Origin of the sequence: Acinetobacter junii CIP 64.5, assembly GCF_000368765.1 — a bacterium.
In the GTDB taxonomy this organism is placed as follows: Bacteria; Pseudomonadota; Gammaproteobacteria; order Pseudomonadales; family Moraxellaceae; genus Acinetobacter; species Acinetobacter junii.
Window position 1 is genome coordinate 103,607 of sequence record NZ_KB849653.1, and the last position, 24,805, is coordinate 128,411.

At 39.8% G+C, this 24,805-nt stretch carries 21 protein-coding genes and 1 tRNA gene; 17 read left to right on the forward strand and 5 right to left on the reverse strand.

The window, feature by feature from the left end:
• From F948_RS16605 to F948_RS00560, 11 genes are all read left to right on the forward strand, one after another.
• Window positions 1-229: EF-Tu C-terminal domain-related protein (locus F948_RS16605; RefSeq protein ID WP_004958561.1), on the forward strand; the 229-nt coding region annotated here is incomplete at its 5' end.
• A gap of 54 nt (window positions 230-283) precedes the next feature.
• A tRNA-Trp gene (locus tag F948_RS00515) sits at window positions 284-359 on the forward strand.
• A 76-nt stretch (window positions 360-435) separates the two neighbouring features.
• Complete coding sequence (gene secE, locus F948_RS00520) at window positions 436-873, forward strand: preprotein translocase subunit SecE (protein WP_004674339.1); 438 nt, start codon at window positions 436-438, stop codon at window positions 871-873.
• 7 nt (window positions 874-880) lie between these two features.
• Window positions 881-1,414, forward strand: a complete 534-nt coding sequence (nusG, locus tag F948_RS00525) for a transcription termination/antitermination protein NusG (protein WP_004916944.1) — start codon at window positions 881-883, stop codon at window positions 1,412-1,414.
• A 111-nt stretch (window positions 1,415-1,525) separates the two neighbouring features.
• On the forward strand, window positions 1,526-1,954 hold the full coding sequence (gene rplK / locus F948_RS00530) for a 50S ribosomal protein L11 (protein ID WP_004637639.1): 429 nt from the start codon (window positions 1,526-1,528) through the stop codon (window positions 1,952-1,954).
• A gap of 3 nt (window positions 1,955-1,957) precedes the next feature.
• Window positions 1,958-2,653 carry a 50S ribosomal protein L1 gene (gene rplA / locus F948_RS00535; protein WP_004916940.1) on the forward strand — a complete coding sequence of 232 codons (696 nt, stop codon included), beginning with the start codon at window positions 1,958-1,960 and terminating at the stop codon, window positions 2,651-2,653.
• Window positions 2,654-2,899: 246 nt separating this feature from the next.
• On the forward strand, window positions 2,900-3,406 hold the full coding sequence (gene rplJ, locus F948_RS00540) for a 50S ribosomal protein L10 (protein ID WP_004916937.1): 507 nt from the start codon (window positions 2,900-2,902) through the stop codon (window positions 3,404-3,406).
• A gap of 42 nt (window positions 3,407-3,448) precedes the next feature.
• Window positions 3,449-3,820: a 50S ribosomal protein L7/L12 gene (gene rplL, locus F948_RS00545; protein ID WP_004916934.1), complete on the forward strand. Its 372-nt coding sequence runs from the start codon at window positions 3,449-3,451 to the stop codon at window positions 3,818-3,820.
• A gap of 308 nt (window positions 3,821-4,128) precedes the next feature.
• Window positions 4,129-8,217 carry a DNA-directed RNA polymerase subunit beta gene (gene rpoB, locus F948_RS00550; RefSeq protein ID WP_004958566.1) on the forward strand — a complete coding sequence of 1,363 codons (4,089 nt, stop codon included), beginning with the start codon at window positions 4,129-4,131 and terminating at the stop codon, window positions 8,215-8,217.
• 149 nt (window positions 8,218-8,366) lie between these two features.
• The gene (gene rpoC / locus F948_RS00555) at window positions 8,367-12,560 is read left to right on the forward strand and encodes a DNA-directed RNA polymerase subunit beta' (protein ID WP_004958568.1); all 4,194 of its coding nucleotides are present in this window, start codon (window positions 8,367-8,369) and stop codon (window positions 12,558-12,560) included.
• A 170-nt stretch (window positions 12,561-12,730) separates the two neighbouring features.
• Window positions 12,731-13,087, forward strand: coding sequence for a hypothetical protein (locus F948_RS00560; protein ID WP_004916926.1), 357 nt, complete (start codon window positions 12,731-12,733; stop codon window positions 13,085-13,087).
• 65 nt (window positions 13,088-13,152) lie between these two features.
• Here the strand turns inward: F948_RS00560 and F948_RS00565 are convergent, their stop codons facing one another.
• The gene (locus F948_RS00565; RefSeq protein WP_004958571.1) at window positions 13,153-13,638 is read right to left on the reverse strand and encodes a DUF4442 domain-containing protein; all 486 of its coding nucleotides are present in this window, start codon (window positions 13,636-13,638) and stop codon (window positions 13,153-13,155) included.
• A gap of 114 nt (window positions 13,639-13,752) precedes the next feature.
• Here F948_RS00565 and F948_RS00570 point away from each other — a divergent pair, with 114 nt between their 5' ends.
• The 5 genes from F948_RS00570 to htpG all read left to right on the forward strand — a co-directional run bounded on the left by F948_RS00570 (window position 13,753) and on the right by htpG (window position 19,722).
• Complete coding sequence (locus tag F948_RS00570) at window positions 13,753-14,628, forward strand: alpha/beta fold hydrolase (protein ID WP_004958573.1); 876 nt, start codon at window positions 13,753-13,755, stop codon at window positions 14,626-14,628.
• A 121-nt stretch (window positions 14,629-14,749) separates the two neighbouring features.
• Entirely contained in the window at window positions 14,750-16,174 is a 1,425-nt protein-coding gene (locus F948_RS00575) for a Na+/H+ antiporter family protein (RefSeq protein WP_026057408.1), read from the forward strand.
• Window positions 16,175-16,628: 454 nt separating this feature from the next.
• Window positions 16,629-17,213 carry an OmpW/AlkL family protein gene (locus F948_RS00580; protein WP_004916920.1) on the forward strand — a complete coding sequence of 195 codons (585 nt, stop codon included), beginning with the start codon at window positions 16,629-16,631 and terminating at the stop codon, window positions 17,211-17,213.
• Window positions 17,214-17,333: 120 nt separating this feature from the next.
• Window positions 17,334-17,684 (forward strand): lysozyme inhibitor LprI family protein, encoded by a 351-nt coding sequence (locus F948_RS00585; RefSeq protein ID WP_004916918.1) that lies wholly within the window; start codon window positions 17,334-17,336, stop codon window positions 17,682-17,684.
• A 118-nt stretch (window positions 17,685-17,802) separates the two neighbouring features.
• Window positions 17,803-19,722: a molecular chaperone HtpG gene (gene htpG, locus F948_RS00590; protein ID WP_004916915.1), complete on the forward strand. Its 1,920-nt coding sequence runs from the start codon at window positions 17,803-17,805 to the stop codon at window positions 19,720-19,722.
• Window positions 19,723-19,817: 95 nt separating this feature from the next.
• Here htpG and F948_RS00595 read toward each other — a convergent pair whose 3' ends face one another.
• The 4 genes from F948_RS00595 to F948_RS00610 form a co-directional block, all read right to left on the reverse strand.
• Entirely contained in the window at window positions 19,818-20,939 is a 1,122-nt protein-coding gene (locus F948_RS00595) for a hypothetical protein (RefSeq protein WP_004916911.1), read from the reverse strand.
• A gap of 171 nt (window positions 20,940-21,110) precedes the next feature.
• The gene (locus tag F948_RS00600; protein ID WP_004916908.1) at window positions 21,111-22,547 is read right to left on the reverse strand and encodes a hypothetical protein; all 1,437 of its coding nucleotides are present in this window, start codon (window positions 22,545-22,547) and stop codon (window positions 21,111-21,113) included.
• 11 nt (window positions 22,548-22,558) lie between these two features.
• The gene (locus F948_RS00605) at window positions 22,559-22,744 is read right to left on the reverse strand and encodes a hypothetical protein (protein WP_004916905.1); all 186 of its coding nucleotides are present in this window, start codon (window positions 22,742-22,744) and stop codon (window positions 22,559-22,561) included.
• A gap of 388 nt (window positions 22,745-23,132) precedes the next feature.
• On the reverse strand, window positions 23,133-23,828 hold the full coding sequence (locus F948_RS00610) for a DsbA family oxidoreductase (protein ID WP_004916903.1): 696 nt from the start codon (window positions 23,826-23,828) through the stop codon (window positions 23,133-23,135).
• Between the two features lie 175 nt (window positions 23,829-24,003).
• Between F948_RS00610 and F948_RS00615 the strand changes: the two genes are divergently transcribed.
• A complete protein-coding gene (locus F948_RS00615) occupies window positions 24,004-24,753 on the forward strand; it encodes a hypothetical protein (RefSeq protein ID WP_004916900.1) in 750 nt (249 codons plus the stop codon).
• Window positions 24,754-24,805: the final 52 nt, after the last annotated feature.

Here is a 24,805-nt window from a genome sequence, read left to right on the forward strand (position 1 = left end):
TCATACTCCATTCCTTAACGGTTACCGTCCACAGTTCTACTTCCGTACAACTGACGTAACTGGCGCGATCAAATTACAAGATGGCGTAGAAATGGTAATGCCTGGTGACAACGTAGAAATGTCAGTAGAGTTAATCCACCCGATCGCAATGGACCCAGGTCTACGTTTTGCGATCCGTGAAGGTGGTCGTACTGTAGGTGCTGGTGTTGTTGCTAAAGTAACTGCATAAGCCCAATACTGTGTTACACTCAAATCGGAAGCTTCGGCTTTCGATTTGCTTAATAGGTCAGTAGTTCAATTGGTAGAGCGTCGGTCTCCAAAACCGAATGTTGGGGGTTCGAGTCCCTCCTGGCCTGCCACTTTTTTTAAATAAAAAAGCTTGATTCTGGCTAAGTTGTCATATAATAAGTCGCGAATTCAACGACGAGTAAAAAAATGTCGAATGATAAATCGCGTGACGCATTAAGCGACGCGCCAATCCCTCAAAGAAATAATGCAGAAGTTGTAAGTTCAGGTTCGCCATTGGATGCTGTCCTGTGGTTGGTTGCTATTGCTTTGCTAATCGGTTCTGCATTGGTAAATCAGCATTTACCTGCCTATTGGGCGCCTGCAAATGATATTTGGGTGCGCGTTGGGGTAATTTTGGCTTGTATCGTTGTCGCTTTAGGTTTATTATACGCCACCCATCAAGGTAAAGGCTTTGTGCGCTTGTTGCAAGATGCACGAATTGAACTGCGTCGAGTGACTTGGCCGACGAAACAAGAGACGATCACCACTTCGTGGCAGGTGCTCTTGGTAGTAATTATTGCATCTCTAGTGTTGTGGTGCTTTGATTATGGGTTAGGTTGGTTTATTAAGTTAATTATCGGGTAAGAGCGCCATGAAACGTTGGTATATTATTCATGCCTATTCGGGCTTTGAAAAACAAGTGTTGCGTTCGCTTAATGAACGTATTCAACGTAGCACGGTAGCTGACAGCTTTGGTGAAGTCCTGGTTCCTACTGAAGAAGTAGTTGAAATGAAGGATGGTAAGAAACGTAAATCTGAACGTAAATTCTTTCCAGGCTATGTGTTAGTCGAAATGGAAATGAATGATGATACTTGGCACATTGTAAAAGAATGTCCAAAGGTTCTTGGTTTTATCGGTGGTACGCCAGAAAAACCAGCGCCAATCACACAACGTGAAGCTGATGCGATTCTTGCTCGTGTACGTAATACTGGTGAGGCACCGCGTCCTAAGACGATGTTTGAACCAGGTGAAGAATTGCTCGTTATTGATGGTCCGTTCACTGACTTTAAAGGAGTCGTGGAGGAAGTTCAGTACGAAAAGTCACGTTTAACGTTGACGATTAATGTATTTAATCGACCAACTCAAGTTGAACTTGAATTTCGACAAGTCGAAAAAACAGTTTAATTTCAGTTGTTTGAAAAGCGCCCGATTTGATCGGGCATTGTTGTTGTAATGTTTCGGCGTTACTTATTTTTTTGGGGAGCCTAACGGCGTCTGTACCCAGAGGTAATTTCAATGGCTAAGAAGATTGACGGCTATATCAAGCTGCAAGTTCCAGCTGGTAAAGCGAATCCATCTCCACCAATTGGTCCTGCTTTAGGTCAACGTGGTGTAAACATCATGGCATTCTGTAAAGAATTCAATGCTGCTACACAAAAACTTGAAGTTGGTTTGCCAATTCCTGTCGTGATCACTGTGTACAACGATAAGTCGTTCACTTTCATCATGAAAACTCCACCTGCATCTATTCTTCTTAAGAAAGCTGCTGGTATTCAAAAGGGTTCTTCTGTACCTAACAAAACTAAAGTTGGTAAGTTGACTCGTGCTCAATTAGAAGAGATTGCGACTACTAAAGAACCAGATTTAACTGGTGCTGATTTAGACGCTCGTGTGCGTACCATTGCTGGTTCTGCACGTTCTATGGGCTTGGAAGTGGAGCTATAAGACATGGCAAAGTTAACTAAACGTCAAAAAGCCATTGCTGCTGCTGTAGAAGCAAACAAAGTTTATACTTTGGAAGAAGCAGTACAAGTTCTTAACAGCCTTCCAGCTGCGAAGTTCAAAGAATCTTTAGATATCGCTGTAAACCTTGGCGTAGATCCACGTAAATCTGATCAGGTTGTTCGTGGTGCGACTACTTTACCAGCAGGTACAGGTAAAACTGTACGTGTTGCAGTATTTGCTCAAGGTGCTGCTGCTGAAGCTGCGAAAGCTGCTGGCGCTGATATCGTTGGTTTTGATGATCTTGCTGAAAGCATTCAAGGTGGAAACCTTGATTTTGACGTAGTAATTGCTGCTCCTGACGCAATGCGCGTTGTTGGTAAGCTTGGTACTATTCTTGGTCCACGTGGTTTAATGCCAAACCCGAAAGTGGGTACGGTTACTCCAGACGTTGCTAACGCAGTTAAAAATGCTAAATCTGGTCAAGCACGTTACCGTGTTGACAAAGCGGGTATCATCCACGCTGCGATTGGTCAGCTTGGCTTTAGCGAAGAAGCTGTACGTCAAAACGTTGAAACTTTAATTGCAGACTTGAAAAAATTAAAGCCTGCTACTTCTAAAGGTGTATACGTTAAAAAGATCACTTTAAGCTCAACTATGGGTCCTGGTCTTACTGTTGACGTAAACAACGTTTCTAAGTAATTAGACAGAATTTTAAAGCCTCAGACTCTTTTTTTTAAAGAGTTTGAGCAAACTTTGAATTGATAAATGAATATTTATCAGCGTCAAAGACCTCAGGTGAGAAGTGTTTTCGAACATTTTTCTTAATCTACCAGCCTGAGTAGACGTGGTGGTGTGATTTGTTCCTCCTCCACGTGTAAGTCGAAAGGCTTACGAATTGGGAGTGCATCTTTATAGATGCATAAATCACCGTTAGGAGGTTTTACAATGGCTCTTCTTATCGAAGGCAAAAAACAGATCGTTGCAGAAGTAAGCGAAGTTGCTTCTAAAGCGTTTTCTGTTGTTGTGGCTAACTATCAAGGTTCAAGCGTAGAGCAATTAACAACACTTCGTGTTGAAGCTCGTAAGTTAGGTGTGACGACTCGTATCGTTCGTAACACTTTGGCTAAGCGCGCATTAGAAGGTACTCAATTCGATATCTTAAATGACAACCTTGTTGGCCCAACCATTCTCGGTTTCTCTACTTCTGAAGATGACATGGGTGCAGCTGCACGCTTGTTCGAAGAATTTGCGAAAACTAACAAAGCATTTGAACTTAAAGCTGCTGCATTTGATGGCAAGGTTTATCAAGGTGCTGACGTTAGCGTGATTGCAAACCTTCCGAACCAAGAAAAAGCGCTTACTATGCTCGCGTCTGTTCTTCAAGCTCCTATTTCGAAATTGGGTCGCCTCATTACAGCGCTCAAAGAGAAAAACGAGTCAGAAGCAGCTTAATTCTATTTTCACACCATTCAATATCCATTTGGAGTTATTCTCATGGCTTTAACAAACGAAGAAATCTTAAACGCAGTTGCTGAAAAAACAGTTCTTGAACTTGTTGAATTAATTTCTGCTTTCGAAGAAAAATTTAACGTATCTGCTGCTGCTGTAGCTGTTGCTGCTGCTCCAGGCGCTGGCGCTGCTGCTGCTGAAGAACAAACTGAATTCAACGTTGAGTTGACTTCTTTCGGTGCTAACAAAGTTGCTGTAATTAAAGCAGTTCGTGAAGCTACTGGTCTTGGTCTTAAAGAAGCTAAAGACCTTGTTGAAGGCGCTCCAGCTGTTCTTAAAGAAGCTGTTTCTAAAGAAGAAGGCGAAGAGCTTAAGAAGAAGCTTGAAGAAGCTGGTGCTACAGTTACACTTAAGTAATTCTGTAGGGAGTCGATTTTTTTATAATCGGCTCCAAAAAATGGCTGATGGCTCTTGGGTCATCAGCCTTTTTGCGTTACAATAATCGGCTCGTTTTTTGTTAGTTTTGCATATTTTGTGCAGATTTTTATAGAAAACAAATAAAATCAAATGCTTACCAATATTTTTTTGCTTATAAAAATATTGTTAAGCGTTTTGATACCACTAAAAATTGCAGCATTTGTAAACAGTGGTGGCCATATCGGCCTGCGTAATTCCTTCTAGGCCCGTTCTGCAGGCGGGCTTAGTTTACTTTCCGAGGACTCCAGATGGCATACTCATATACCGAAAAGAAACGGATCCGTAAGAATTTTGGTAAATTGCCCCACGTAATGGAAGCACCGTACTTACTTTCGATTCAGGTCGATTCGTATCGTACATTCTTACAAGGTGGTAAAACTCCAAAAAATCGCGAAGATATCGGTCTCCAAGCCGCATTTCGTTCAGTTTTTCCTATTGAAAGTTATTCTGGCAATGCTGCTTTAGAATTTGTTGAGTATAGCCTTGGTAAACCCGAGTTTGACGTGCGTGAATGTATTTTACGTGGTTCGACTTATGCGGCACCAATGCGTGTAAAAATTCGTTTGATCATTAAAGATCGCGAAACGAAATCAATCAAAGATGTTCGTGAACAAGAAGTGTACATGGGCGAAATGCCGCTCATGACCGACAACGGTACTTTCGTTATTAACGGTACTGAACGTGTAATCGTATCTCAATTACACCGTTCACCAGGCGTATTCTTTGATCATGATAAGGGTAAAACACACTCAAGCGGTAAAGTGTTGTATTCAGCACGTATCATTCCTTACCGTGGTTCATGGTTAGATTTTGAATTCGATGCAAAAGATTTAGTTTTCGTACGTATTGACCGTCGTCGTAAATTGTTGGCGACTGTGATCTTACGTGCTTTAAATTATAGCAATGAACAAATCTTGAATTTGTTCTATGAAAAAGTACCTGTATATCTTGATATGGGTAGCTATCAAATTGACCTCGTTCCAGATCGCTTACGTGGTGAAATGGCGCAATTTGATATCTTGGACAATGATGGTAAAGCAATCGTTGAACAAGGTAAGCGTATTAATGCACGTCATGTACGCCAAATGGAAGCAGCTAACTTAGCTAAGCTTTCTGTACCTGATGAATATTTATATGAACGTATTACAGCTGAAGATATCACACTGAAAAGTGGTGATGTGATTCCTGCAAATACCGTACTTAGCCATGAAATTATGGTGAAATTGGCTGAAGGTGGTGTTAAACAATTTAACATCCTATTCACTAATGACATCGATCGTGGTTCGTTCATTGCAGATACATTACGTGCAGATACAACAACAGGTCGTGAAGAAGCGCTTGTTGAAATCTATAAAGTAATGCGTCCAGGTGAACCACCGACAAAAGAAGCAGCAGAGAACTTATTTAATAACTTATTCTTCTCTTCTGAACGTTATGACCTTTCTCCAGTAGGTCGTATGAAGTTTAACCGTCGTTTGGGTCGTCCTTACGAAGTGGGTACTGATCAGAAGTCACGTGAAGTTGAAGGTATTTTATCGCATGACGATATCATTGATGTACTTCGTACATTGGTGGAGATCCGCAATGGTAAAGGTGAAGTCGACGATATCGATCACTTGGGTAACCGTCGCGTACGTTCTGTTGGTGAAATGACAGAAAACCAATTCCGTGTTGGTTTGGTTCGTGTTGAACGTGCTGTGAAAGAGCGTTTAAGCCAAGCTGAAACTGATAACTTGTCTCCACAAGATTTAATCAACGCGAAACCAGTTGCTGCGGCAATCAAAGAATTCTTTGGTTCAAGCCAGTTATCTCAGTTCATGGACCAAAACAACCCATTATCTGAGATTACACATAAACGTCGTGTGTCTGCGCTTGGTCCTGGTGGTTTGACACGTGAACGCGCAGGCTTCGAAGTGCGTGACGTACATCAAACTCACTATGGTCGTGTTTGTCCAATTGAAACACCTGAAGGTCCAAACATTGGTTTGATCAACTCGCTTTCTGTCTATGCAAAAGCGAATGACTTCGGTTTCTTGGAAACACCATACCGTAAGGTTGTAGACGGTCGTGTGACAGATGAAGTTGAATATTTATCTGCAATTGAAGAAGTAGGCACTGTCATTGCACAAGCCGACTCAGCAGTGGATAAAGATGGCAACTTGACTGAAGAAATGGTTTCTGTACGTCATCAAGGTGAATTCGTACGTATGTCGCCTGAGCGCGTAACACATATGGACGTTTCTGCACAGCAGGTTGTTTCTGTTGCAGCGTCATTAATTCCATTCCTTGAACACGATGACGCAAACCGTGCATTGATGGGTTCGAACATGCAACGTCAGGCTGTTCCTACACTTCGTGCTGACAAACCACTTGTCGGTACGGGTATGGAAGCAAACGTAGCACGCGACTCAGGTGTATGTGTGATCGCGGGTCGTGGTGGTGTAATTGAATATGTTGATGCATCTCGTATCGTTATTCGTGTGAACGAAGATGAAATGATTGCAGGTGAAGCAGGTGTAGATATTTACAACCTGATCAAATATACACGTTCAAACCAAAATACATGTATTAACCAAAATGTCATCGTAAACTTGGGCGACAAAGTTGCTCGTGGCGATATTTTGGCTGACGGTCCATCGACTGACATGGGTGAACTTGCGCTAGGTCAAAACATGCGCGTCGCGTTCATGACATGGAACGGTTATAACTATGAAGACTCGATCTTACTTTCTGAGCGTGTGCTTCAAGAAGACCGTTTAACGTCGATTCATATTCAAGAATTGTCATGTGTAGCGCGTGATACTAAGTTAGGTGCAGAAGAAATTACTGCTGATATTCCTAACGTCGGTGAAGCTGCACTGTCTAAACTTGATGAGTCAGGTATTGTTTATATCGGTGCTGAAGTTACTGCAGGTGATATTCTGGTTGGTAAGGTAACACCTAAAGGTGAAACTCAGTTAACACCTGAAGAAAAACTACTTCGTGCAATCTTTGGTGAAAAAGCGGCTGACGTAAAAGATTCATCTTTACGTGTTCCGTCAGGCACTAAAGGTACAGTGATTGACGTTCAAGTCTTCACACGTGATGGTTTAGAAAAAGATGAACGTGCGCAAGCAATTGAGAAAGCTCAGCTTGATGCATACCGTAAAGACTTGAAAGAAGAATACAAAATCTTCGAAGAAGCAGCACGTGAGCGTATTGTTCGTTTGTTGAAAGGTCAAGAATCTAACGGTGGTGGTTCGACTAAACGTGGTGAGAAGCTTTCAGAAGATATGTTGTCTGGTCTAGAGTTAGTTGATCTACTTGAAATCCAACCAACAGATGAAGCAATTGCTGAGCGTTTAACTCAAATTCAAGTGTTCTTGAAAGAAAAGAGCCATGAAATTGATGAAAAATTTGCTGAGAAGAAACGTAAACTTTCTACAGGGGATGAGTTAACAACTGGTGTATTGAAAGTTGTTAAGGTTTACCTAGCAGTTAAACGTCGAATCCAACCTGGTGATAAGATGGCGGGTCGTCACGGTAACAAGGGTGTTGTATCAAACATCTTACCAGTTGAAGATATGCCACATGATGCCAATGGTGTGCCAGTTGATATCGTATTGAACCCACTCGGTGTACCATCGCGTATGAACGTGGGTCAGATTCTTGAAACTCACTTAGGTATGGCAGCAAAAGGTTTGGGTGAGCAGATTGATAAAATGCTCAAACAACAACGTACAATTGCCGAGTTACGTTCATTCCTTGACAAGATTTATAATAAAGTGGGTGGTGAGCAAGAACAGCTTGACACACTAACTGACGAAGAGATCTTTAAGCTTGCAGGTAATTTACGTGCTGGTGTGCCTTTGGCAACTCCAGTATTTGATGGTGCTGAAGAGTCACAAATCAAAGAGTTACTTGAGCTTGCAGAGTTACCACGTTCTGGTCAACAAATCTTGTTTGATGGACGTACAGGTGAACAGTTTGATCGTCCAGTAACTGTCGGTTACATGTACATGCTTAAGTTGAACCACTTGGTTGACGATAAGATGCATGCACGTTCAACTGGTTCTTACTCACTTGTGACACAACAACCGCTTGGTGGTAAAGCACAATTCGGTGGTCAGCGTTTCGGTGAGATGGAAGTATGGGCACTTGAAGCATATGGTGCAGCATATACCCTCCAAGAAATGCTCACTGTGAAGTCGGATGACGTCGAAGGTCGTACACGCATCTATAAGAACATTGTAGATGGAAACCATTATATGGATCCGGGTATGCCTGAATCGTTCAACGTATTGACCAAAGAGATCCGTTCTTTAGGTATCAACATTGAACTGAAAAATGGTGACTAATTAGCCATTAATTCTCCTAGTTTCCACTCGAAAAGGGTGGGGGCTTCCCTCCTGAGAAAAGGAGAGGTTGAGGGAGGGTTGTTCAGTTAAAAAACAATATTTGTGACCCAGTCAGGTAAGCCTAGCTTCCTGACACACGGAGAAAAAAATTGAAAGACTTGCTCGATATCATGCGTAAGAAAACGGATTCAGAAGGTCATGCACCGATTGAATTTGACCGTATCCGTATTGGTCTTGCGTCACCAGAGATGATTAAGTCATGGTCTCACGGTGAAGTTAAAAAGCCTGAAACCATTAACTACCGTACTTTTAAACCTGAACGTGACGGTTTGTTCTGTGCCAAAATCTTTGGTCCAGTAAAAGATTACGAATGCTTGTGTGGTAAATACAAGCGTATGAAATATAAAGGCGTCATTTGTGAAAAATGTGGCGTTGAAGTAACGACTGCTAAAGTTCGTCGTGAACGTATGGGTCACATTGAACTTGCTTCTCCAGTTGCACACATTTGGTTCTTGAAATCATTACCGAGCCGTATTGGTTTACTTCTTGATATGACATTACGTGATATCGAGCGCGTATTATATTTCGAATCTTATGTCGTTACTGATCCTGGTATGACTCCGTTTGAAAAGTATCAACTTTTAACGGATGAAGAATACTACAATGCACTTGAAGAGCACGGTGATGAATTCACAGCGAAAATGGGTGCAGAAGCTGTTCAAGACTTGTTGAAAGACATCGATCTTGAAGCTGAAATTGCTCGTTTACGTGAAGAGATTCCACAAACGACTTCAGAGACGAAACTTAAAAAAGCGTCTAAACGTTTGAAGTTGATGGAAGCATTCAAAGAATCAAACAATAAGCCTGAATGGATGGTGATGAATGTACTTCCAGTACTTCCACCAGACTTACGTCCGCTTGTACCACTTGAAGGTGGTCGTTTCGCGACTTCAGACTTAAACGATCTATATCGTCGTGTGATTAACCGTAACAACCGTTTGAAACGTCTTCTTGATCTTGCTGCACCAGACATTATCGTACGTAACGAAAAACGTATGTTACAAGAGTCTGTTGATGCATTGCTTGATAACGGTCGTCGTGGTCGTGCGATTACAGGTTCGAACAAACGTCCATTGAAATCTTTGGCTGATATGATCAAAGGTAAACAAGGTCGTTTCCGTCAAAACTTACTTGGTAAACGTGTTGACTATTCTGGTCGTTCGGTAATTACCGTAGGTCCTACTTTACGTCTTCACCAATGTGGTCTTCCGAAGAAAATGGCGCTTGAATTATTCAAACCATTTATTTTCGCGAAGCTACAAGCATCTGGTCAAGCAACAACCATTAAAGCTGCGAAGAAAATGGTTGAGCGTGAGACTCCAGAGGTTTGGGACGTTCTTGCTTCTGTAATTCGTCAACATCCAGTGATGTTGAACCGTGCGCCAACACTTCACCGTTTAGGTCTTCAAGCATTTGAACCGATTCTGATTGAAGGTAAGGCGATCCGTCTTCACCCACTCGTATGTGCTGCGTTTAACGCCGACTTCGATGGTGACCAAATGGCGGTACACGTTCCATTGACATTGGAAGCGCAGCTTGAAGCTCGTGCATTGATGATGTCAACAAACAACATCTTGTCGCCAGCCAACGGTGAGCCAATCATCGTTCCTTCTCAGGACGTTGTATTGGGTCTTTACTACATCACACGTGATGCAGTAAATGCCAAAGGTGAAGGCATGGTGTTTGCGGATACTCACGAAGTAAACCGCGCATTGGCAACGGGTAAAGTAGCGATTCACGCACGTGTAAAAGTACGTGTACACCAAACTGTGATTAATGATAATGGTGAACGTGAACAGCAAACGATCATCGTTGATACAACTCCAGGTCGTTGCTTACTTTGGGAAGTTGTTCCACAAGGTTTAAGCTTTGATATGATCAACCTTGAGATGACTAAAAAGAACATCTCTAAGTTAATCAACTCTTGCTACCGTAAGCTTGGTTTGAAAGATACTGTTATCTTCGCTGACCAATTGATGTATTTGGGCTTCCGTCAAGCGACGCGCTCAGGTGTATCTGTTGGTATGGAAGACATGCTGATCCCACCAACGAAACAAGTCATTATTGACAAAGCTGAAACAGAAGTTCGTGAAATCGAACAACAGTTTGAGCAAGGTTTCGTAACTGCGGGTGAGCGCTATAACAAAGTGGTCGATATTTGGGCGCGTACCAATGACCAAGTTGCGAAAGCAATGATGGATAACTTGTCTTACACACTTGTTAAAAACAAGCAAGGTGAAGACGAGAAGCAAAAATCATTCAACAGTATCTACATGATGTCTGACTCAGGTGCCCGTGGTTCGGCAGCTCAGATTCGTCAGTTAGCGGGTATGCGTGGTTTGATGGCTAAGCCAGATGGTTCGATCATTGAGACACCGATTAAAGCAAACTTCCGTGAAGGTTTGACAGTACTTCAGTACTTCATTTCAACACACGGTGCGCGTAAAGGTTTGGCCGATACAGCTTTAAAAACAGCAAACTCTGGTTACTTGACTCGTCGTCTAGTAGATGTAGCACAAGACTTAGTAATTACTGAACCTGACTGTGGTACAGCGGGTGGTTTAGTGATGACTCCATTCATTCAAGGTGGTGATGTCATCGAGCCATTACGTGACCGCGTATTAGGTCGTGTAACGGCTGAAGATGTACGTCGTGCATCTGATGACGAAGTTGTATTACCTCGCGGTACGTTAATTGACGAGAAAATCGCAGCTCAGCTTGAAGAAGCGGGTGTCGATGAAGTTAAAGTACGCTCAGTAATTGCATGTGAATCTACATTCGGTGTGTGTGCTCGTTGTTATGGTCGTGACCTTGCACGTGGTCACTTGGTGAATCCAGGTGAATCAGTCGGTGTAATGGCTGCTCAGTCAATTGGTGAACCTGGTACACAGTTAACGATGCGTACGTTCCACGTTGGTGGTGCTGCGAGCCGAACTTCTGCTGCGAACAGCGTTCAAGTACGTAACAAAGGTACTGTACGTTTCCACAATGTGAAAACTGTACAACATGCCAAAGGTCACTTAGTTTCAGTTTCTCGTTCAGGTGAAATTGGTATTGCGGATGACTTAGGTCGTGAGCGCGAGCGTTATAAACTTCCTTACGGTGCCAGCATTTTGTTGAAAGATGGTGAGACTGTAGAAGCTGGCGGTATCGTAGCGACTTGGGATCCACATACACATCCACTTGTTACAGAAGTTGCGGGTAAAGCACGTTTCAGCCAAATCGCTGATGGTGTAACTGCAACCTCTAAGACTGATGATGCAACAGGTATGACGACTGTTGAAATCTTGCCAGTAACAGCACGTCCTGCGTCTGGTAAAGATTTACGTCCTGCGATCGTGTTGGATACAACAGATGGCGGCGAACAGTTCTACTTCTTGCCACAAAATACAATCGTGACTGTCCGTGATGGCGAAACGATTGGTGTGGGTGATGTAATCGGTCGTGTACCACAAGAATCTTCGCGTACTCGTGATATTACCGGTGGTCTTCCACGCGTTGCAGACTTGTTTGAAGCACGTAAACCAAAAGAGCATGCGATTTTGGCAGAAGTGTCTGGTATCGTAAGCTTTGGTAAAGAGACCAAAGGTAAGAACCGTTTAGTGATCACACCTGATGATGGTTCGGAGATCTACGAAGAGTTGATTCCTAAATGGCGTCAAATCAACGTGTTCGAGGGTGAGCATGTGAACCGTGGTGAAACCATTTCTGATGGTCCACAAAACCCACATGACATCTTACGTTTGAAAGGCGAAGTTGCTTTAACAAACTACATCGTGAACGAAGTTCAAGACGTTTACCGTCTCCAAGGTGTAAAAATCAACGATAAGCACATTGAAGTCGTCGTACGTCAAATGTTGCGTAAAGTTGAAATCACTGATGGTGGCGATACAAGCTTTATTAAAGGCGAACAAGTGGATTACATCCGTGTTGTTCAAGAGAACCAAGCTGTCTTGGCTCAGAACAAGTTCCCTGCGAAGTTTGAACGTCAATTGATGGGTATTACCAAAGCGTCGCTTTCTACTGACTCGTTCATCTCTGCTGCATCGTTCCAGGAAACAACACGTGTGTTAACTGAAGCTGCTGTAACAGGTAAAGAAGATGATTTACGTGGCTTGAAAGAAAACGTTGTTGTTGGTCGTTTGATTCCTGCTGGTACAGGTCTTGCGTATCACCTAGAACGTCGTCGTCAAGAAGCGGAAGCTGCTGAGTTTGAACTTCACAATGATTTCAGTGAAGTTGATCAAGCGTTTAGTCAAGCGTTAAATTCAGATCAATTCTAATTATGAGTTGATTCAAAAAAAGCACCTTCGGGTGCTTTTTTTATTGGTTTAAGATTGAGTTTAAATTTACAAATATTAAAGCATTAGCTAACTCAAATTACATAACATGATCAAAGTCCACATAAAAGAAGATTATTATTTTTAACATACAGAACAGGAGAGTATCCGTCATGAAAAAAACAATTGGTGTTGTTTCTGCTTTAGTCATATCAACGGTTATGTTTACAGGTTGTCAAAATATGAGTGCATCAGACCAGCGTATCGGTGCAGCAGCCTTGGGTGGTGCAGTAGGTGGTGGTGTTGGTAACCATGTTGGTGGTGGTCTAGGTGCGGGTGTAGGTGCAGCAGCTGGTGCTGGTGTAGGGGCAAATACCCAAGGTGGTAGTAGCCGTACGACTACAAGTAGTGCTATTGGAGCAGGTATTGGTTCAGTTGTAGGTAAAGCGTTATTAGGTGGTGATTCTGGTGCTGCAATAGGTGGTGCGATCGGTGGTGGTGCAGGTGCTGCCATCCAAGAAAAGAAATAATCTCTAATTTCGTAATAAAAAATGCCTGTGATTCCTCTCAGGCATTTTTTATCTAGCTGTATAGATTAAGTAGTAGCTTTAGCCTTTTTTCTACGAATGTATAAGGTTTTCTCGACTTCTGCGATCCGAGTACCAGCTTCATCCACAATATTTAAAGGATATGATCGAAGTACAGGTTCGTGATTTTCAGCTAATCGTTTAATTTCGCTAATTTCGTCTGCGCTGATCCGTATATCAGCATAAACAGTGCTTCGACCTGGTGATAAAAAATTGATTGCAGCACTTTTATCCCACACTATGTATTTGTTTCCCAAATGATGCATCAAAATAAGCATATAAAAGGGATCAACCATAGAGTACAAGCTGCCACCAAAATGTGTTCCAACGATATTTCGATTTTTTCGAGTAAGCGGCATTTTGATTCGAATGAAATAATTGTCGAGATCAATCGTTTCAATTGCTATTCCTGCACCGCGATAGGGTGAGTAATGATTGATCATAAATTTTGAAACGGCTGGAATGGTTCGAATTTTTCTGAAAAAGTTTTTCATGGTCAATTTTTTTTCTGATAACTCTATTCATACTCCATAAATATCATTTTTATTGTATCGCTGGCAATGGCTGTTTAGTTGACCAAGCCACTTGAAAACAAAATGGGAAAAATTATGCAACCACAAGTAAAAACTGTCACAACTTCTGATCAGCAAACACTGTGTGTGAAGACATGGGGCGATGAGAAAAAAACACCATTGGTTTTAGTACATGGTTATCCAGATAATCAGGAAGTTTGGGAGCCAATTATTGAAAAGCTTGTCAATCATTATTTTATTGTAACTTATGATGTGCGTGGTGCAGGTTTATCTTCTATTCCAAAACGTATCAAAGACTATCGTCTACCGCGTTTGTCATTAGATTTACAAGAAGTGGTAGATCAAGTTTTAGCAAATCGTAATTTTCATATGGCAGCCCATGATTGGGGTTCATTACAATCTTGGGAATCGGCAACTGAGCCTAAACTTAAAGGTCGTTTGTTGTCTTATACAACGATCTCTGGGCCTTGCTTAGATCATGCTTCTTTATATTTGCGTGAAAAGTTTAAATCAGCACCAGCAAATGTTCTGAAAATGCTGACAAAATCATGGTATATCGGTGCATTCCATTTACCACTCATTGCACCTACAGTTTGGACTTTCTTCAGTCCAGAAAAATGGGGCAAAATCTTGAATGGATTAGAGAAAAAACAAGATTTACCATTAAATGCAAATATTGTTGCAGATGGTAAATACGGAATTAACTTATATCGTGCAAACTTTATTCCTTCTTTAACTCAACCACGCCAACGTTATGCGCAATGCCCAGTACAAGCAATTGTATTGCGTCATGATGCATTTGTTAGTCCAGAATATATTACTGAGTCTATGCCGAAGTGGGTTGAAAAGTTCGAATATACTGAACTTGATGCGAATCATTGGGCTGTCATCAGCCAACCTGAGAAAATTGCTGAACTTATTCGTGGTTTTATTCAGCGTCAGGCTGCTTAAGATTGAACGATATTTAACAATAAAAATCACATAAGATTTACGCACTTTATTCGGCGATATTTTCAGCTTCATCTCAATGAATCTGCTAGAATGTCGCCTTTCTTTTGCTCCTACTTTTTTCATGAATGCTGTCGTAATCGCGATTGCCGTGATGTTTATACTGTCACTGGCACGAGTTTCTGTTGTTCTCACTTTAGTGATTTCAGCCATTGTTGGTGGTTTAGTTGCAGGTTTGAGTCTTTCCCAAACTGTGGAAGCATTTAATGCTGGTTTAGGTGATGGTGCTGAAGTTGCCTTAGCGTATGCAGTATTAGGTGCGTTTGCTTTAGCACTTTCTAAATCAGGTTTACCTGACTTACTTGCGCATAAATTGATTGGTTTACTGGGCTTTGAAGCAAGTAAAAATCAAGAAAAAAAGGTGAAGTATCTTTTATTAACCATTTTGTTAATTGCAGCAATCTTTTCGCAAAACTTAATCCCAGTTCATATCGCCTTTATCCCTGTACTGGTACCTCCATTGCTGAAAGTCATGAACCATCTAAAATTGGATCGTCGTGCGGCAGCATGTGTGCTAACGCTTGGTTTAGTGGGAACATATATTTTCCTGCCTGTTGGTTTTGGTGCGATTTTCCTTGAACAGATTTTGATGGGAAATATTAACAAAATTGGTGCAGCGTATGGTTTGCATGTCGAACGCAGTATGATGCCGATTGGAATGGCTATTCCTGTTTTAGGAATGGTTCTTGGTACGCTTGTGGCAGTGTTTGTGAGTTACCGTAAGCCACGAGAATATGTAGATCGTACAATCACAACGGTAAAAACTATTGATTTAGATAAACCATTGCGTACAACAACATCTCAAGTTGAGCATGATCTCAAAGCCGATGCTGAAGAGCTTCGACATGAAGCAGAAAATGTACCGACAATTTCTAAGAAAACCATGTTTATGGCTTTGCTTGCAATTGTACTGACTCTGGTTGCACAACTGTATTCTGGTTCTATGATTCTAGGTGGATTGGTTGGATTTGCTGTGCTATCCGCTTCTGGAATTTTTAAATGGCAAGATGCGGATGATGTTTTTGTGCAAGGCATGCGGATGATGGCATTGGTAGGCTTCATCATGATTTCTGCTGCTGGATTTGCATCAGTCATGACGCATACAGGCGATATTAATCAATTGGTAAATGGTGTGGTCAATATCATTGGTGATAATCATGCATTAGCTGCATTTCTGATGTTATTTATCGGCTTATTTGTTACGATTGGGATTGGATCATCTTTTTCAAGTGTGCCTGTATTGGCTGTTATTTATGTACCGTTGTGTGTGCAATTTGGATTTTCACCATTGGCGACGATTGCATTGATCGGTACAGCCGCAGCTTTGGGAGATGCAGGATCTCCAGCATCGGATTCAACTTTGGGACCAACGGCTGGTTTAGGTGTGGACGGTCAACATGATCATATTTGGGATACGGTCGTTCCAACATTTATTCATTTTAATATTCCTCTTTTGATCTTTGGCTGGATTGCAGCCATGATTCTATAATAATCTTTCTAAATAAAGGTCCTGATTAAGGGCCTTATTTTTTGTGAATTAAATTACGTATTTTATTTATTTAATATCTTGGTTAACTGATTTTAAAATAATCATTTGATATTTTTCGTCTCTTTTTTATTCTATTTTAATAATGATGACTTTATATTAAAAATTGTGGATTTATTATTTTTAAGTAGAATTAAATTCTATTTTTTTTAAATAAATTTATCTATCTTTATTAGTGGTTAATTCTGACAAAATAGCTAGGTTTTATAGGTATTTATCTTGACTTAAATGGTTTGGATTAAAGTTATATTACATATTTTAACAATTATATTTTTTTGTTATTCAATGGATTAGATAAATAATTAAAATAGTCGGATTTTATCTCTATTGTATAATAATGTGAACTAGTGTTTATTATATTGGACAAGAACATAATTTTTTAAATGAGGTTATTTAAATGTTAAAGAAAGTTTTAGTGGTCGCATTATTGGGGTTATCTTCAACTGCATTTGCAGGAGGTTTTCAAATTAAAGTGGGTGCGAGTTTAATTGACCCAACAGCAGATACAACGCTTGCACCTGGTGCTACGGTAAAAGGGGATCATGAATTTGCATTTACACCGTCAGTTGAATATTTCTTTGGTGATACACCGTTTTCTGCTGAAGTGTTATTAGCTAATCCTATTAATCACGATGTTTTATTAAATGGTGAAAAGGTTGCAAGTGTGCGCCAATTACCACCAACAATTACAGCAAAATATAATTTTAAAAATTCAACTCGTTTCACTCCTTATATTGGTGTCGGTGGTACAGCATTTATTGCATGGCATGAAAAAGGCGTGGCGGACGACGTAAAAAATGCATACGGTGTTGCAGGTCAGTTAGGTTTCAATTTCCAACCTGCTGATGCGAAAAACTGGGGTGTGTACTTTGATGCACGTTATGCAGACATTAGCCCTAAAGTTAAATTAGTTGATGGTACTAAATTTAAATTAGACTTGAATCCAATGGTCTATACCCTCGGTTATAGCTATAAATTCTAAGTCATCTAGTTGTGCAAGCCTCACATTATGTGGGGCTTTTTTTATATTAAAAACCTACATAAAAATAAAAAAACTGCTCGTATGATAAATAGAATTCACTATATTTATGTGTAATTTGATATGAAATTTAAATTAGGGTGTATTGGGTTTATTTTGTTTCCATTATTTATGTCATCTGTGAAAGCTGCTAGTTTTCCATGCCATCAAGCAAAATCAACGGTTGAACATCAGATTTGTAATCAACGAGAATTAAATGATGCCGATGTAAAGTTGGCAACAACTTATCAAATTATCTTGCATGCTCTTCCAATGGGAGGGCGTGATGCTGAAAAAGATAAGCAGTTTCAATGGTTGAAACAGCGTAATCGTTGCGGTGCGAAAACATTGTGTTTGAGTAAAGCGTATTTACAAAGACAACAACAACTTGATCGTATCCTACAAGATCGCGTGTTGAGTCAGGGACCTTTTTAGCTCACGTAAATTTGAGTGATTTAGATAAAAAATTGCATTTTAAGGATTGAAAAATTTTAGTTATACACCATTCATAGATCATTCCAAATTGATAAGCCTCACACATAAGGAGTGATTTATGAGTGAACAAGCATCACAAAATTATAGTTTCCAAGCTGAAGTTGCTCAGTTATTGCATTTAGTGACGCATTCTCTCTATTCAAACCCAGAAATTTTCTTACGTGAACTCATTTCGAATGCATCAGATGCATGTGATAAATTACGTTTTGAGGGAATTAATCATCCCGAATATTATGAAAATGATCCAAATTTACGAGTGCGTCTGACTTTAGACAAAGAAAATAAAACGCTTACAATTTCAGACAATGGTATCGGTCTAAGCCAACAAGAAGCGATTGATAATTTAGGTACGATTGCAAAATCAGGTACAAAAGATTTTATGTCTAAGCTGACTGGTGATCAGAAAGCAGATGCGCAATTGATCGGTCAGTTTGGTGTTGGTTTTTATTCAGGTTTTATTGTTGCGGATAAAATCACTGTCGAATCTCGTCGTGCTGGTTTAGCTTCAACAGAAGCGGTACGTTGGATTAGTGGTGGAACAGGTGAGTTTGAGGTTCAAAGCATTGATAAAGCAACACGCGGTACAGATATCATCTTGCACCTACGTGATGATGCACTGGATTATTTAGAATCTTGGAAAGTAAAACAAATCGTTAATAAATATTCTGACCATATTAGCTTGCCAATCGAAATGCAAAAAGAAGTCTGGCAAGAGGAAGAGACTGCTGAGGGCGAAGAGCCTAAAGGTGGTCAAATGGTCAAAACAGATGAATGGGAAGTGATTAACTCTGCGAGTGCATTATGGACACGTAGCAAGAGTGAAATTACTGAAGAACAGTACATCGAGTTTTACAAAAATTTAAGTCACGACTTTGCAGAACCATTGGCTTGGGCACATAACCGAGTTGAGGGAAGTACTGAATATACGCAATTGTTGTATATCCCAAGTCAAGCAAAACAAGATTTATTTACCCGTGAAGCAAAAGCTGGCATTAAGCTATATGTGAAACGTGTTTTCATCATGGATGAAGCAGATAATTTGATTCCAAATTATTTACGATTTGTACAAGGTGTTGTGGATAGTGCTGATTTGCCATTGAACGTCAGCCGAGAGTTATTGCAAGAAAGCCGTGATGTTAAAACTATTCGTGAAGGGAATGCACGCCGTGTATTAACCTTATTAGATAGTTTAGCTAAATCTGAAGATGAAAAAGATCAAGAGAAATTCAAAAAATTCTATGCGGAATTTGGATCTGTACTAAAAGAAGGTCTAGGCGAAGACTTTGGTAATCGTGAGCGCATTTTGAAATTATTGCGTTACGCAACGTCGACTAATGATGAGGTTGTAACGTCTTTTGCTGACTACAAGTCGCGTATGAAAGAAGGTCAGAAGGCTATTTATTATGTGACGGCTGAAAGTTTGAATGCTGCTAAAAACTCTCCTCAACTTGAAGTATTTAAGAAAAAAGGCATTGAAGTATTGCTGATGGCAGATCGTGTTGATGATTGGGCGATGAATTTTGTCCATGAGTTCGAAGGTACGCCGTTACAGAATGTTTCAAAGGGTGCTGTTGACTTAGGTGATTTACAAGATGCTGAAGAGAAAAAAGCGCTTGAAGAGGCAGCTGAGCAGTTTAAACCTGTCATCGATCGCTTGAGTGCTTCACTCAAAGAGAAAACTAAAGAAGTCCGTGTGACTACACGTTTAGTGGATTCTCCAGCATGCTTAGTAACTAGTGAGGGTGAGCTCTCACCTCAGTTGGTACGTATGCTTAAACAAGCAGGACAAGCAGTTCCAGAGATTAAGCCTACCCTTGAAATTAATCCTGAACATCCACTGGTGAAAAAGTTAGAAAGTTCTGAGCAATTTGATGACTTAGCGAATGTGATTTTTGATCAGGCTGTTATTGCGGAGGGTGGTTTACCTGAAGATCCAGCAGCATATGTAAAACGAATCAATAGCCTACTATTGAAGTAGTTTTATCTCATTTGATAGCAAAAAACCTCTAAGTGATTAGAGGTTTTTTGCTATGGATAAACTTAAAGTTATCCACAAGATCGCTGTTAATTTCATCAAAACAAACTTTCAAACCGAACAAATGTACTGACGTAATGGCTTCGATCTTCACGATGGTCGTTAAAATAATTGAGATCTCCTTGTACATAGAACCATTCGCGCCAAAGAGGTTGTCGCCAAGATACAAAAGGCCCCCAACTATTTAGACGTAAATCGTTGTTATCGTAATAGCCACCCGTGTAAATACCGTATTTAAAACTATTGTGTGCGAAAAATTGGTGTTGGCGGAATGTACGGTTGTCCCATCGTAGATCATCATCTTGTGTATCAGCATAGGTCAAACTGAGTTGATTTGATAAAAAAGGTTGGTTTGGGCGTGCGTGAATCAGTTCTAAATTTGTTCGAAGATAGTTTTCACTTTTACTGCCATAGCGATAGATTTGTTCAGCATTGAAATTAAAGTCATGATCTAAATCCCAATATTTTTTTGCTCTCAAACGTAAATAAACATCATCACCAGAGCGAATACCGATATCTGCATCGGTATCAAATGGTAGTCGTTTGGAGAAATTTGACCAACGTAATGCGATTGATCCATTACTGTCTCTAGTTTGTTTTGAATCAAATTTTTTATCAGGATCTTGATTCGGTTGAGTGTTGGTATTGGCAACATTGTTGTCAAACTCATCATCAAGGGAGTCATCACCAAAAACCACACTGAATTTTTTTTCTAATGTTGGTAGTTTGATTTTTCCACGAATACGAGGTTTAACCTCATATTGATCATATTTATTCCAATAATTATCAACCAAGACCCGAATGGTAGCTGAAGCAGGCCTTTCTGGATCTACATCTCCAAACCAATCATCAATTTTGACAGAAGTTCGGTCTGCCCAATTCCGAATATCTTTTTGTTTGCGATCAATCCACGTTCTATCTTCGGTTTCTGAAGTTGGTGGAACGATAGGTTGATCAGATTGTTCAGGAAGTATAGTAGGTGTAGCATCGACCCATTTAGGTATATAACTTAATAGATTTGCCGAGTCTGATGCATGAGCTTGTTCACCCTGAACGGATGTTTCTTCAGTGGCGTAAGTGGCTTGAGTTATCACGCCAAATGGAAGAGCCAAAAGTGTTGGAACAAGGGCGATAGGGACCGTTTTTAAAAAAGTATTCATAATTTAAGCTTATATATTGTTCTTCTTTTCACTCTTTATTATTTCGTTATTAAAATCAATATTTAGACACAAAAAACAGCAATTTATCAGAGAGCTATACAAATAAACTTTAAAAAAATAAGCCACATTCTGAGATGAATGTGGCTATATAAATCTTGTGATAGATTTTTGTTATGCTGAAACGTCCGCCTTAGCTAAAGCATCATACAAGGCGTGGACTGAGATCGGTTGAGCTAAACTACTAATCACTTGTCGAATCAATTGCCATGTATAGCCATTTGTACGATCAAGTAATAAGAATGGATAGGCTTGGTCTTCAGAGGAAAGTTTGATGCGTTCTAAGCCATGTATCACACGAATTTTTTGACGTTCTTTTAACAGAATAATTGGTGTAAGGAAATTAGCCGCTGTTTCATCAAAAGGAATGAACTTCTGTGTATTGATAAATGATGCTGGAATATATGGATAAGCATCTTCATCACGTTGCCAAACTGTATGACCATTCATGATGCATTCATTAAACAACGTTTCATGTTGATGATAGTGTTGTTTAAAGGTCGTCCAATGTGTCTGATGTATGGAGCTGGTACGCGTATGGCGTTGATCAGTGTAAGTTTGTAAAACACTCGTTGCATATTCAACGCTGTGTGTACCAATTAAGACAACATAATGTGAAAATTGACCTTGTGCATAGAGTTGTTCAGCTAAAAAGATTTGAGCTGTTTCCCAAATTGGTTGTTCATCATTTTCAGCTTTTAAATATAACCAATCAATTTTAATGTTTTGATTAATCTCATCATGTAGATCTACATGATACAAAGATGGAAAAACTTTTGGATCTACACGTTCAAGTCGGCAAACTAAACCATCTAGATTAAATTCTGTATTTAGAGGTTTAATTTTTTCTAGATTCGCAGTCGGTCGAGAAGCAGATTTAAAACTTGGTTTTGGTCTGCTCGCAACTGATGGTGTCGAAGGTGCAATTGGTGGTGCAGTTTGTAATTTTTCTTGAATAATCGCTTCAAGCTGTGCATCGAAATTCGCAGTTTTCTCTTTAAGCACCGTTAACACATCCTTGGTTTCAGTTTGAGTTGCCTTTGTTGTTGAATCTAATCCAGCCTCACTGATTGGTTCTAAGATTGGAATGATTTGTTTTAGCTGCTCATCAGTTTTGACATATTGTTTAGCGTGTTTAGTTAACCATTCTAAAGCTTCTTTGCTTGAGTCCATCCACGGACTTTTCAAAAATGACAAAGCAGGGCGAACCACCCATACCTGCCAATGATTAGCTTGGCGTAAGGTTGCCCATCCCATATCAGGAGCAGCAAATAAAGCATGCTCAATTTTTTCTGAGAAGTTATATGTGCCGTAATAAGTCATCGAAAAACCATATGCAGCAAGTTCCTCAGATGGGACTTCTTCTTGTTGTATATATTGTTTGAACTGCGCTAATTCTTCTTGAAAAAGAGGGTCATTACATGATGCACAAATGTCTTTAATTCTTTTTTTTGATTTGGCAATTTCAAAAAGCGAAGCTTTATTATCATTAAGCCCAACAATAAGATGTTTGAGCTCATCAACCAATAATGCTTTCTCTAATACGTCCATTGCTTATTTCCTTAGAGATAGGCTTGAGCCTGTTTTAAATAATAAGTAAGTACAACATTGACAGCATCTTCAAGCAATTTGTATTCAGTCGTGGTTGCCAAAGTGTGCTGTTTTGCCAATGCGACAAGCTGTTCTACACATATTTGTTCTGGTTGAATCTGACCGTTTATTAAGGCTTGTAACTCTTGCATTTCCATAACAAAAGATTGTCACTTTATGACGATTATAGAAGAAAAATGCGTAAAATCTATAGTGCCTAAGTTATTCAAATTCTGTATTTAAATTTGCTAAATCGAGATTTAGATCATACTTTTAGCTTTAAAACTGCTACGTATTAATAGATAGAATCGGATAATTAGATGGCTATACACAAAGATATCTATAAATTTAAATTCTTTATGTGATATTCATCACAAAGCCTGTAGTCAAAACTTGATCAAAGTAATTACAGGATTTGTTTCATATTATTTAGTGCAATAAAAATGCCTGATTCGTGATCAATAATGATTGGAATTGTATTGATTTTTACATGCGTGAAGCGCATAGGTTTCGGGGTGAACCGAAACCTATGTAATGAATGATGTCTTAATGTTTGATTTCACAAGATTCATCATTACATTGAGCTGAGTTGTCCTGCTCAATGCTTTCTACTGATGAGGTTTGTGCTTGTTGAAGTGCTTGTAAAAAGATTTCTCGAGGCTGTGCGCCTGAAAGAGCAAGTTTCTGATCAAAAACAAAGAAAGGAACGCCTGTGACCTTAAATTGCTCATGTGCAATTTTTTCATCATGACGTACAAAGTCAGCTAATTCATCTGAATCTAACACGTATTCAACTTCAGCATTGTCTAAACCAATACGCGAAGCAATTTCCTCAACAACTTCTCGCTCGCCAATCGCCAAACCTTCAGTCATATAAGCATGGAAAAAAGCTTCTTTTGCTTCATTACCTAAACCTTTGCTTTGTGCCAAATGAATGATGCGATGAGCGTTAAAACTATTCCCAGAGTTGGCTTTTTGCCATTGGAAATCGATGCCTTCAGTCGCTGCCATAGCGGCGACATTACGCTCCATTTCTTCCATCTCTGCATAACTACGTCCATACTTTTGCGCGAGACGTTCAGTATTTGAAACCTCGTGTTTTGTAGGGGCGTCAGGATCAAGTTCAAAGCTATGCCAATGAATATCTAGCTCAATGCCTGCTTGTTCAGCTACATGTTCAAGACGCTTTTTTCCGATGTAACAGAAAGGACAAACTACATCTGACCAAATATCAACGCGCATAAAATTTCTCTTCAATTATCGTTAAAAGAGATAATAGGGGCGTAGTTGCTGAATTTAAAGCGATTAAAATGTAATGCTCCGTTACGAGAAGTGAAATAAAAACTATATATATTGTTTTCTTATTGATTAAACTGACTTTAACAACAAAAAAATAAAATGAAGCTAGGGAGGCTTTATGCGCCGTATTTTAATGATTCTCGGTGTGATCGTGGTATGTATAGGGGCATTTTTCATCTATCAAAATAATTCAAAACAGCGAACAATTCAAAATCAGAAAATGTTTGATGTCGTGATGGCAGAAAAAATGCGTGAGCTATATATCCAAGCACAGGATTGGTCAACGCCCGTACAATTGGAGGTTGAGGATGATCGGCTATCTGGTGATTATCAGTTGATGTCGGAGTTTCTACTGAATTATTGGAAGGAGAATATTGAGGCGCGTAATCACTATTTACGTCAATTAAAAGCAGCGCAGTGGGATGCATTTTTAGATGTAGAAAGATTGGAGCGTGATAGTAAATCAAACTATAAAGAAACAGAGCAAATGTTTAGCGATGTTCGCCGTGCATCATTAGAGTACGATAAAAAGCGTCAGCAGATACAATCTCAAGCTTTAGCTGATGCCAAAGAACTTTCTCTAGATGCTGAGTTACAGCAACGCCTACAACAAAAACTCGCTAAGAATCTGCATGTTGATCCAGCTCAAGATATTTTTGCTATAGAACAGCAAATCATTGAGAAAGCTCAAGCGATGTTTGATTTGTTAAAAAAATATGAATGGCAGCGACAAGGAAAACTTATTTTGTTTCATGAATCTGCTAAAGTCCGCAAATTCAATACGTTATACCAAGATGTTTTAAAGCTAAATGCTCAAATAGAGAAAATTAAAAATAACAATGTTGCTGTTTTAGAAAAAGAGCTCTAGGTTATTTAGACGATACTGGTTTGAATTAAATTAAAAGTTTTTGAGGAGAGTT

What these genes read in the sequence shown, in the direction of transcription:
- secE (WP_004674339.1), top strand. Translation starts at nt 436, where the DNA reads ATGTCGAATGATAAATCGCGTGACGCATTAAGCGACGCGCCAATCCCT.
- nusG (WP_004916944.1), top strand. Translation starts at nt 881, where the DNA reads ATGAAACGTTGGTATATTATTCATGCCTATTCGGGCTTTGAAAAACAA.
- rplK (WP_004637639.1), top strand. Translation starts at nt 1,526, where the DNA reads ATGGCTAAGAAGATTGACGGCTATATCAAGCTGCAAGTTCCAGCTGGT.
- rplA (WP_004916940.1), top strand. Translation starts at nt 1,958, where the DNA reads ATGGCAAAGTTAACTAAACGTCAAAAAGCCATTGCTGCTGCTGTAGAA.
- rplJ (WP_004916937.1), top strand. Translation starts at nt 2,900, where the DNA reads ATGGCTCTTCTTATCGAAGGCAAAAAACAGATCGTTGCAGAAGTAAGC.
- rplL (WP_004916934.1), top strand. Translation starts at nt 3,449, where the DNA reads ATGGCTTTAACAAACGAAGAAATCTTAAACGCAGTTGCTGAAAAAACA.
- rpoB (WP_004958566.1), top strand. Translation starts at nt 4,129, where the DNA reads ATGGCATACTCATATACCGAAAAGAAACGGATCCGTAAGAATTTTGGT.
- F948_RS00560 (WP_004916926.1), top strand. Translation starts at nt 12,731, where the DNA reads ATGAAAAAAACAATTGGTGTTGTTTCTGCTTTAGTCATATCAACGGTT.
- F948_RS00565 (WP_004958571.1), bottom strand. Translation starts at nt 13,638, where the DNA reads ATGAAAAACTTTTTCAGAAAAATTCGAACCATTCCAGCCGTTTCAAAA.
- F948_RS00570 (WP_004958573.1), top strand. Translation starts at nt 13,753, where the DNA reads ATGCAACCACAAGTAAAAACTGTCACAACTTCTGATCAGCAAACACTG.
- F948_RS00575 (WP_026057408.1), top strand. Translation starts at nt 14,750, where the DNA reads ATGAATGCTGTCGTAATCGCGATTGCCGTGATGTTTATACTGTCACTG.
- F948_RS00580 (WP_004916920.1), top strand. Translation starts at nt 16,629, where the DNA reads ATGTTAAAGAAAGTTTTAGTGGTCGCATTATTGGGGTTATCTTCAACT.
- F948_RS00585 (WP_004916918.1), top strand. Translation starts at nt 17,334, where the DNA reads ATGAAATTTAAATTAGGGTGTATTGGGTTTATTTTGTTTCCATTATTT.
- htpG (WP_004916915.1), top strand. Translation starts at nt 17,803, where the DNA reads ATGAGTGAACAAGCATCACAAAATTATAGTTTCCAAGCTGAAGTTGCT.
- F948_RS00595 (WP_004916911.1), bottom strand. Translation starts at nt 20,939, where the DNA reads ATGAATACTTTTTTAAAAACGGTCCCTATCGCCCTTGTTCCAACACTT.
- F948_RS00600 (WP_004916908.1), bottom strand. Translation starts at nt 22,547, where the DNA reads ATGGACGTATTAGAGAAAGCATTATTGGTTGATGAGCTCAAACATCTT.
- F948_RS00605 (WP_004916905.1), bottom strand. Translation starts at nt 22,744, where the DNA reads ATGGAAATGCAAGAGTTACAAGCCTTAATAAACGGTCAGATTCAACCA.
- F948_RS00610 (WP_004916903.1), bottom strand. Translation starts at nt 23,828, where the DNA reads ATGCGCGTTGATATTTGGTCAGATGTAGTTTGTCCTTTCTGTTACATC.
- F948_RS00615 (WP_004916900.1), top strand. Translation starts at nt 24,004, where the DNA reads ATGCGCCGTATTTTAATGATTCTCGGTGTGATCGTGGTATGTATAGGG.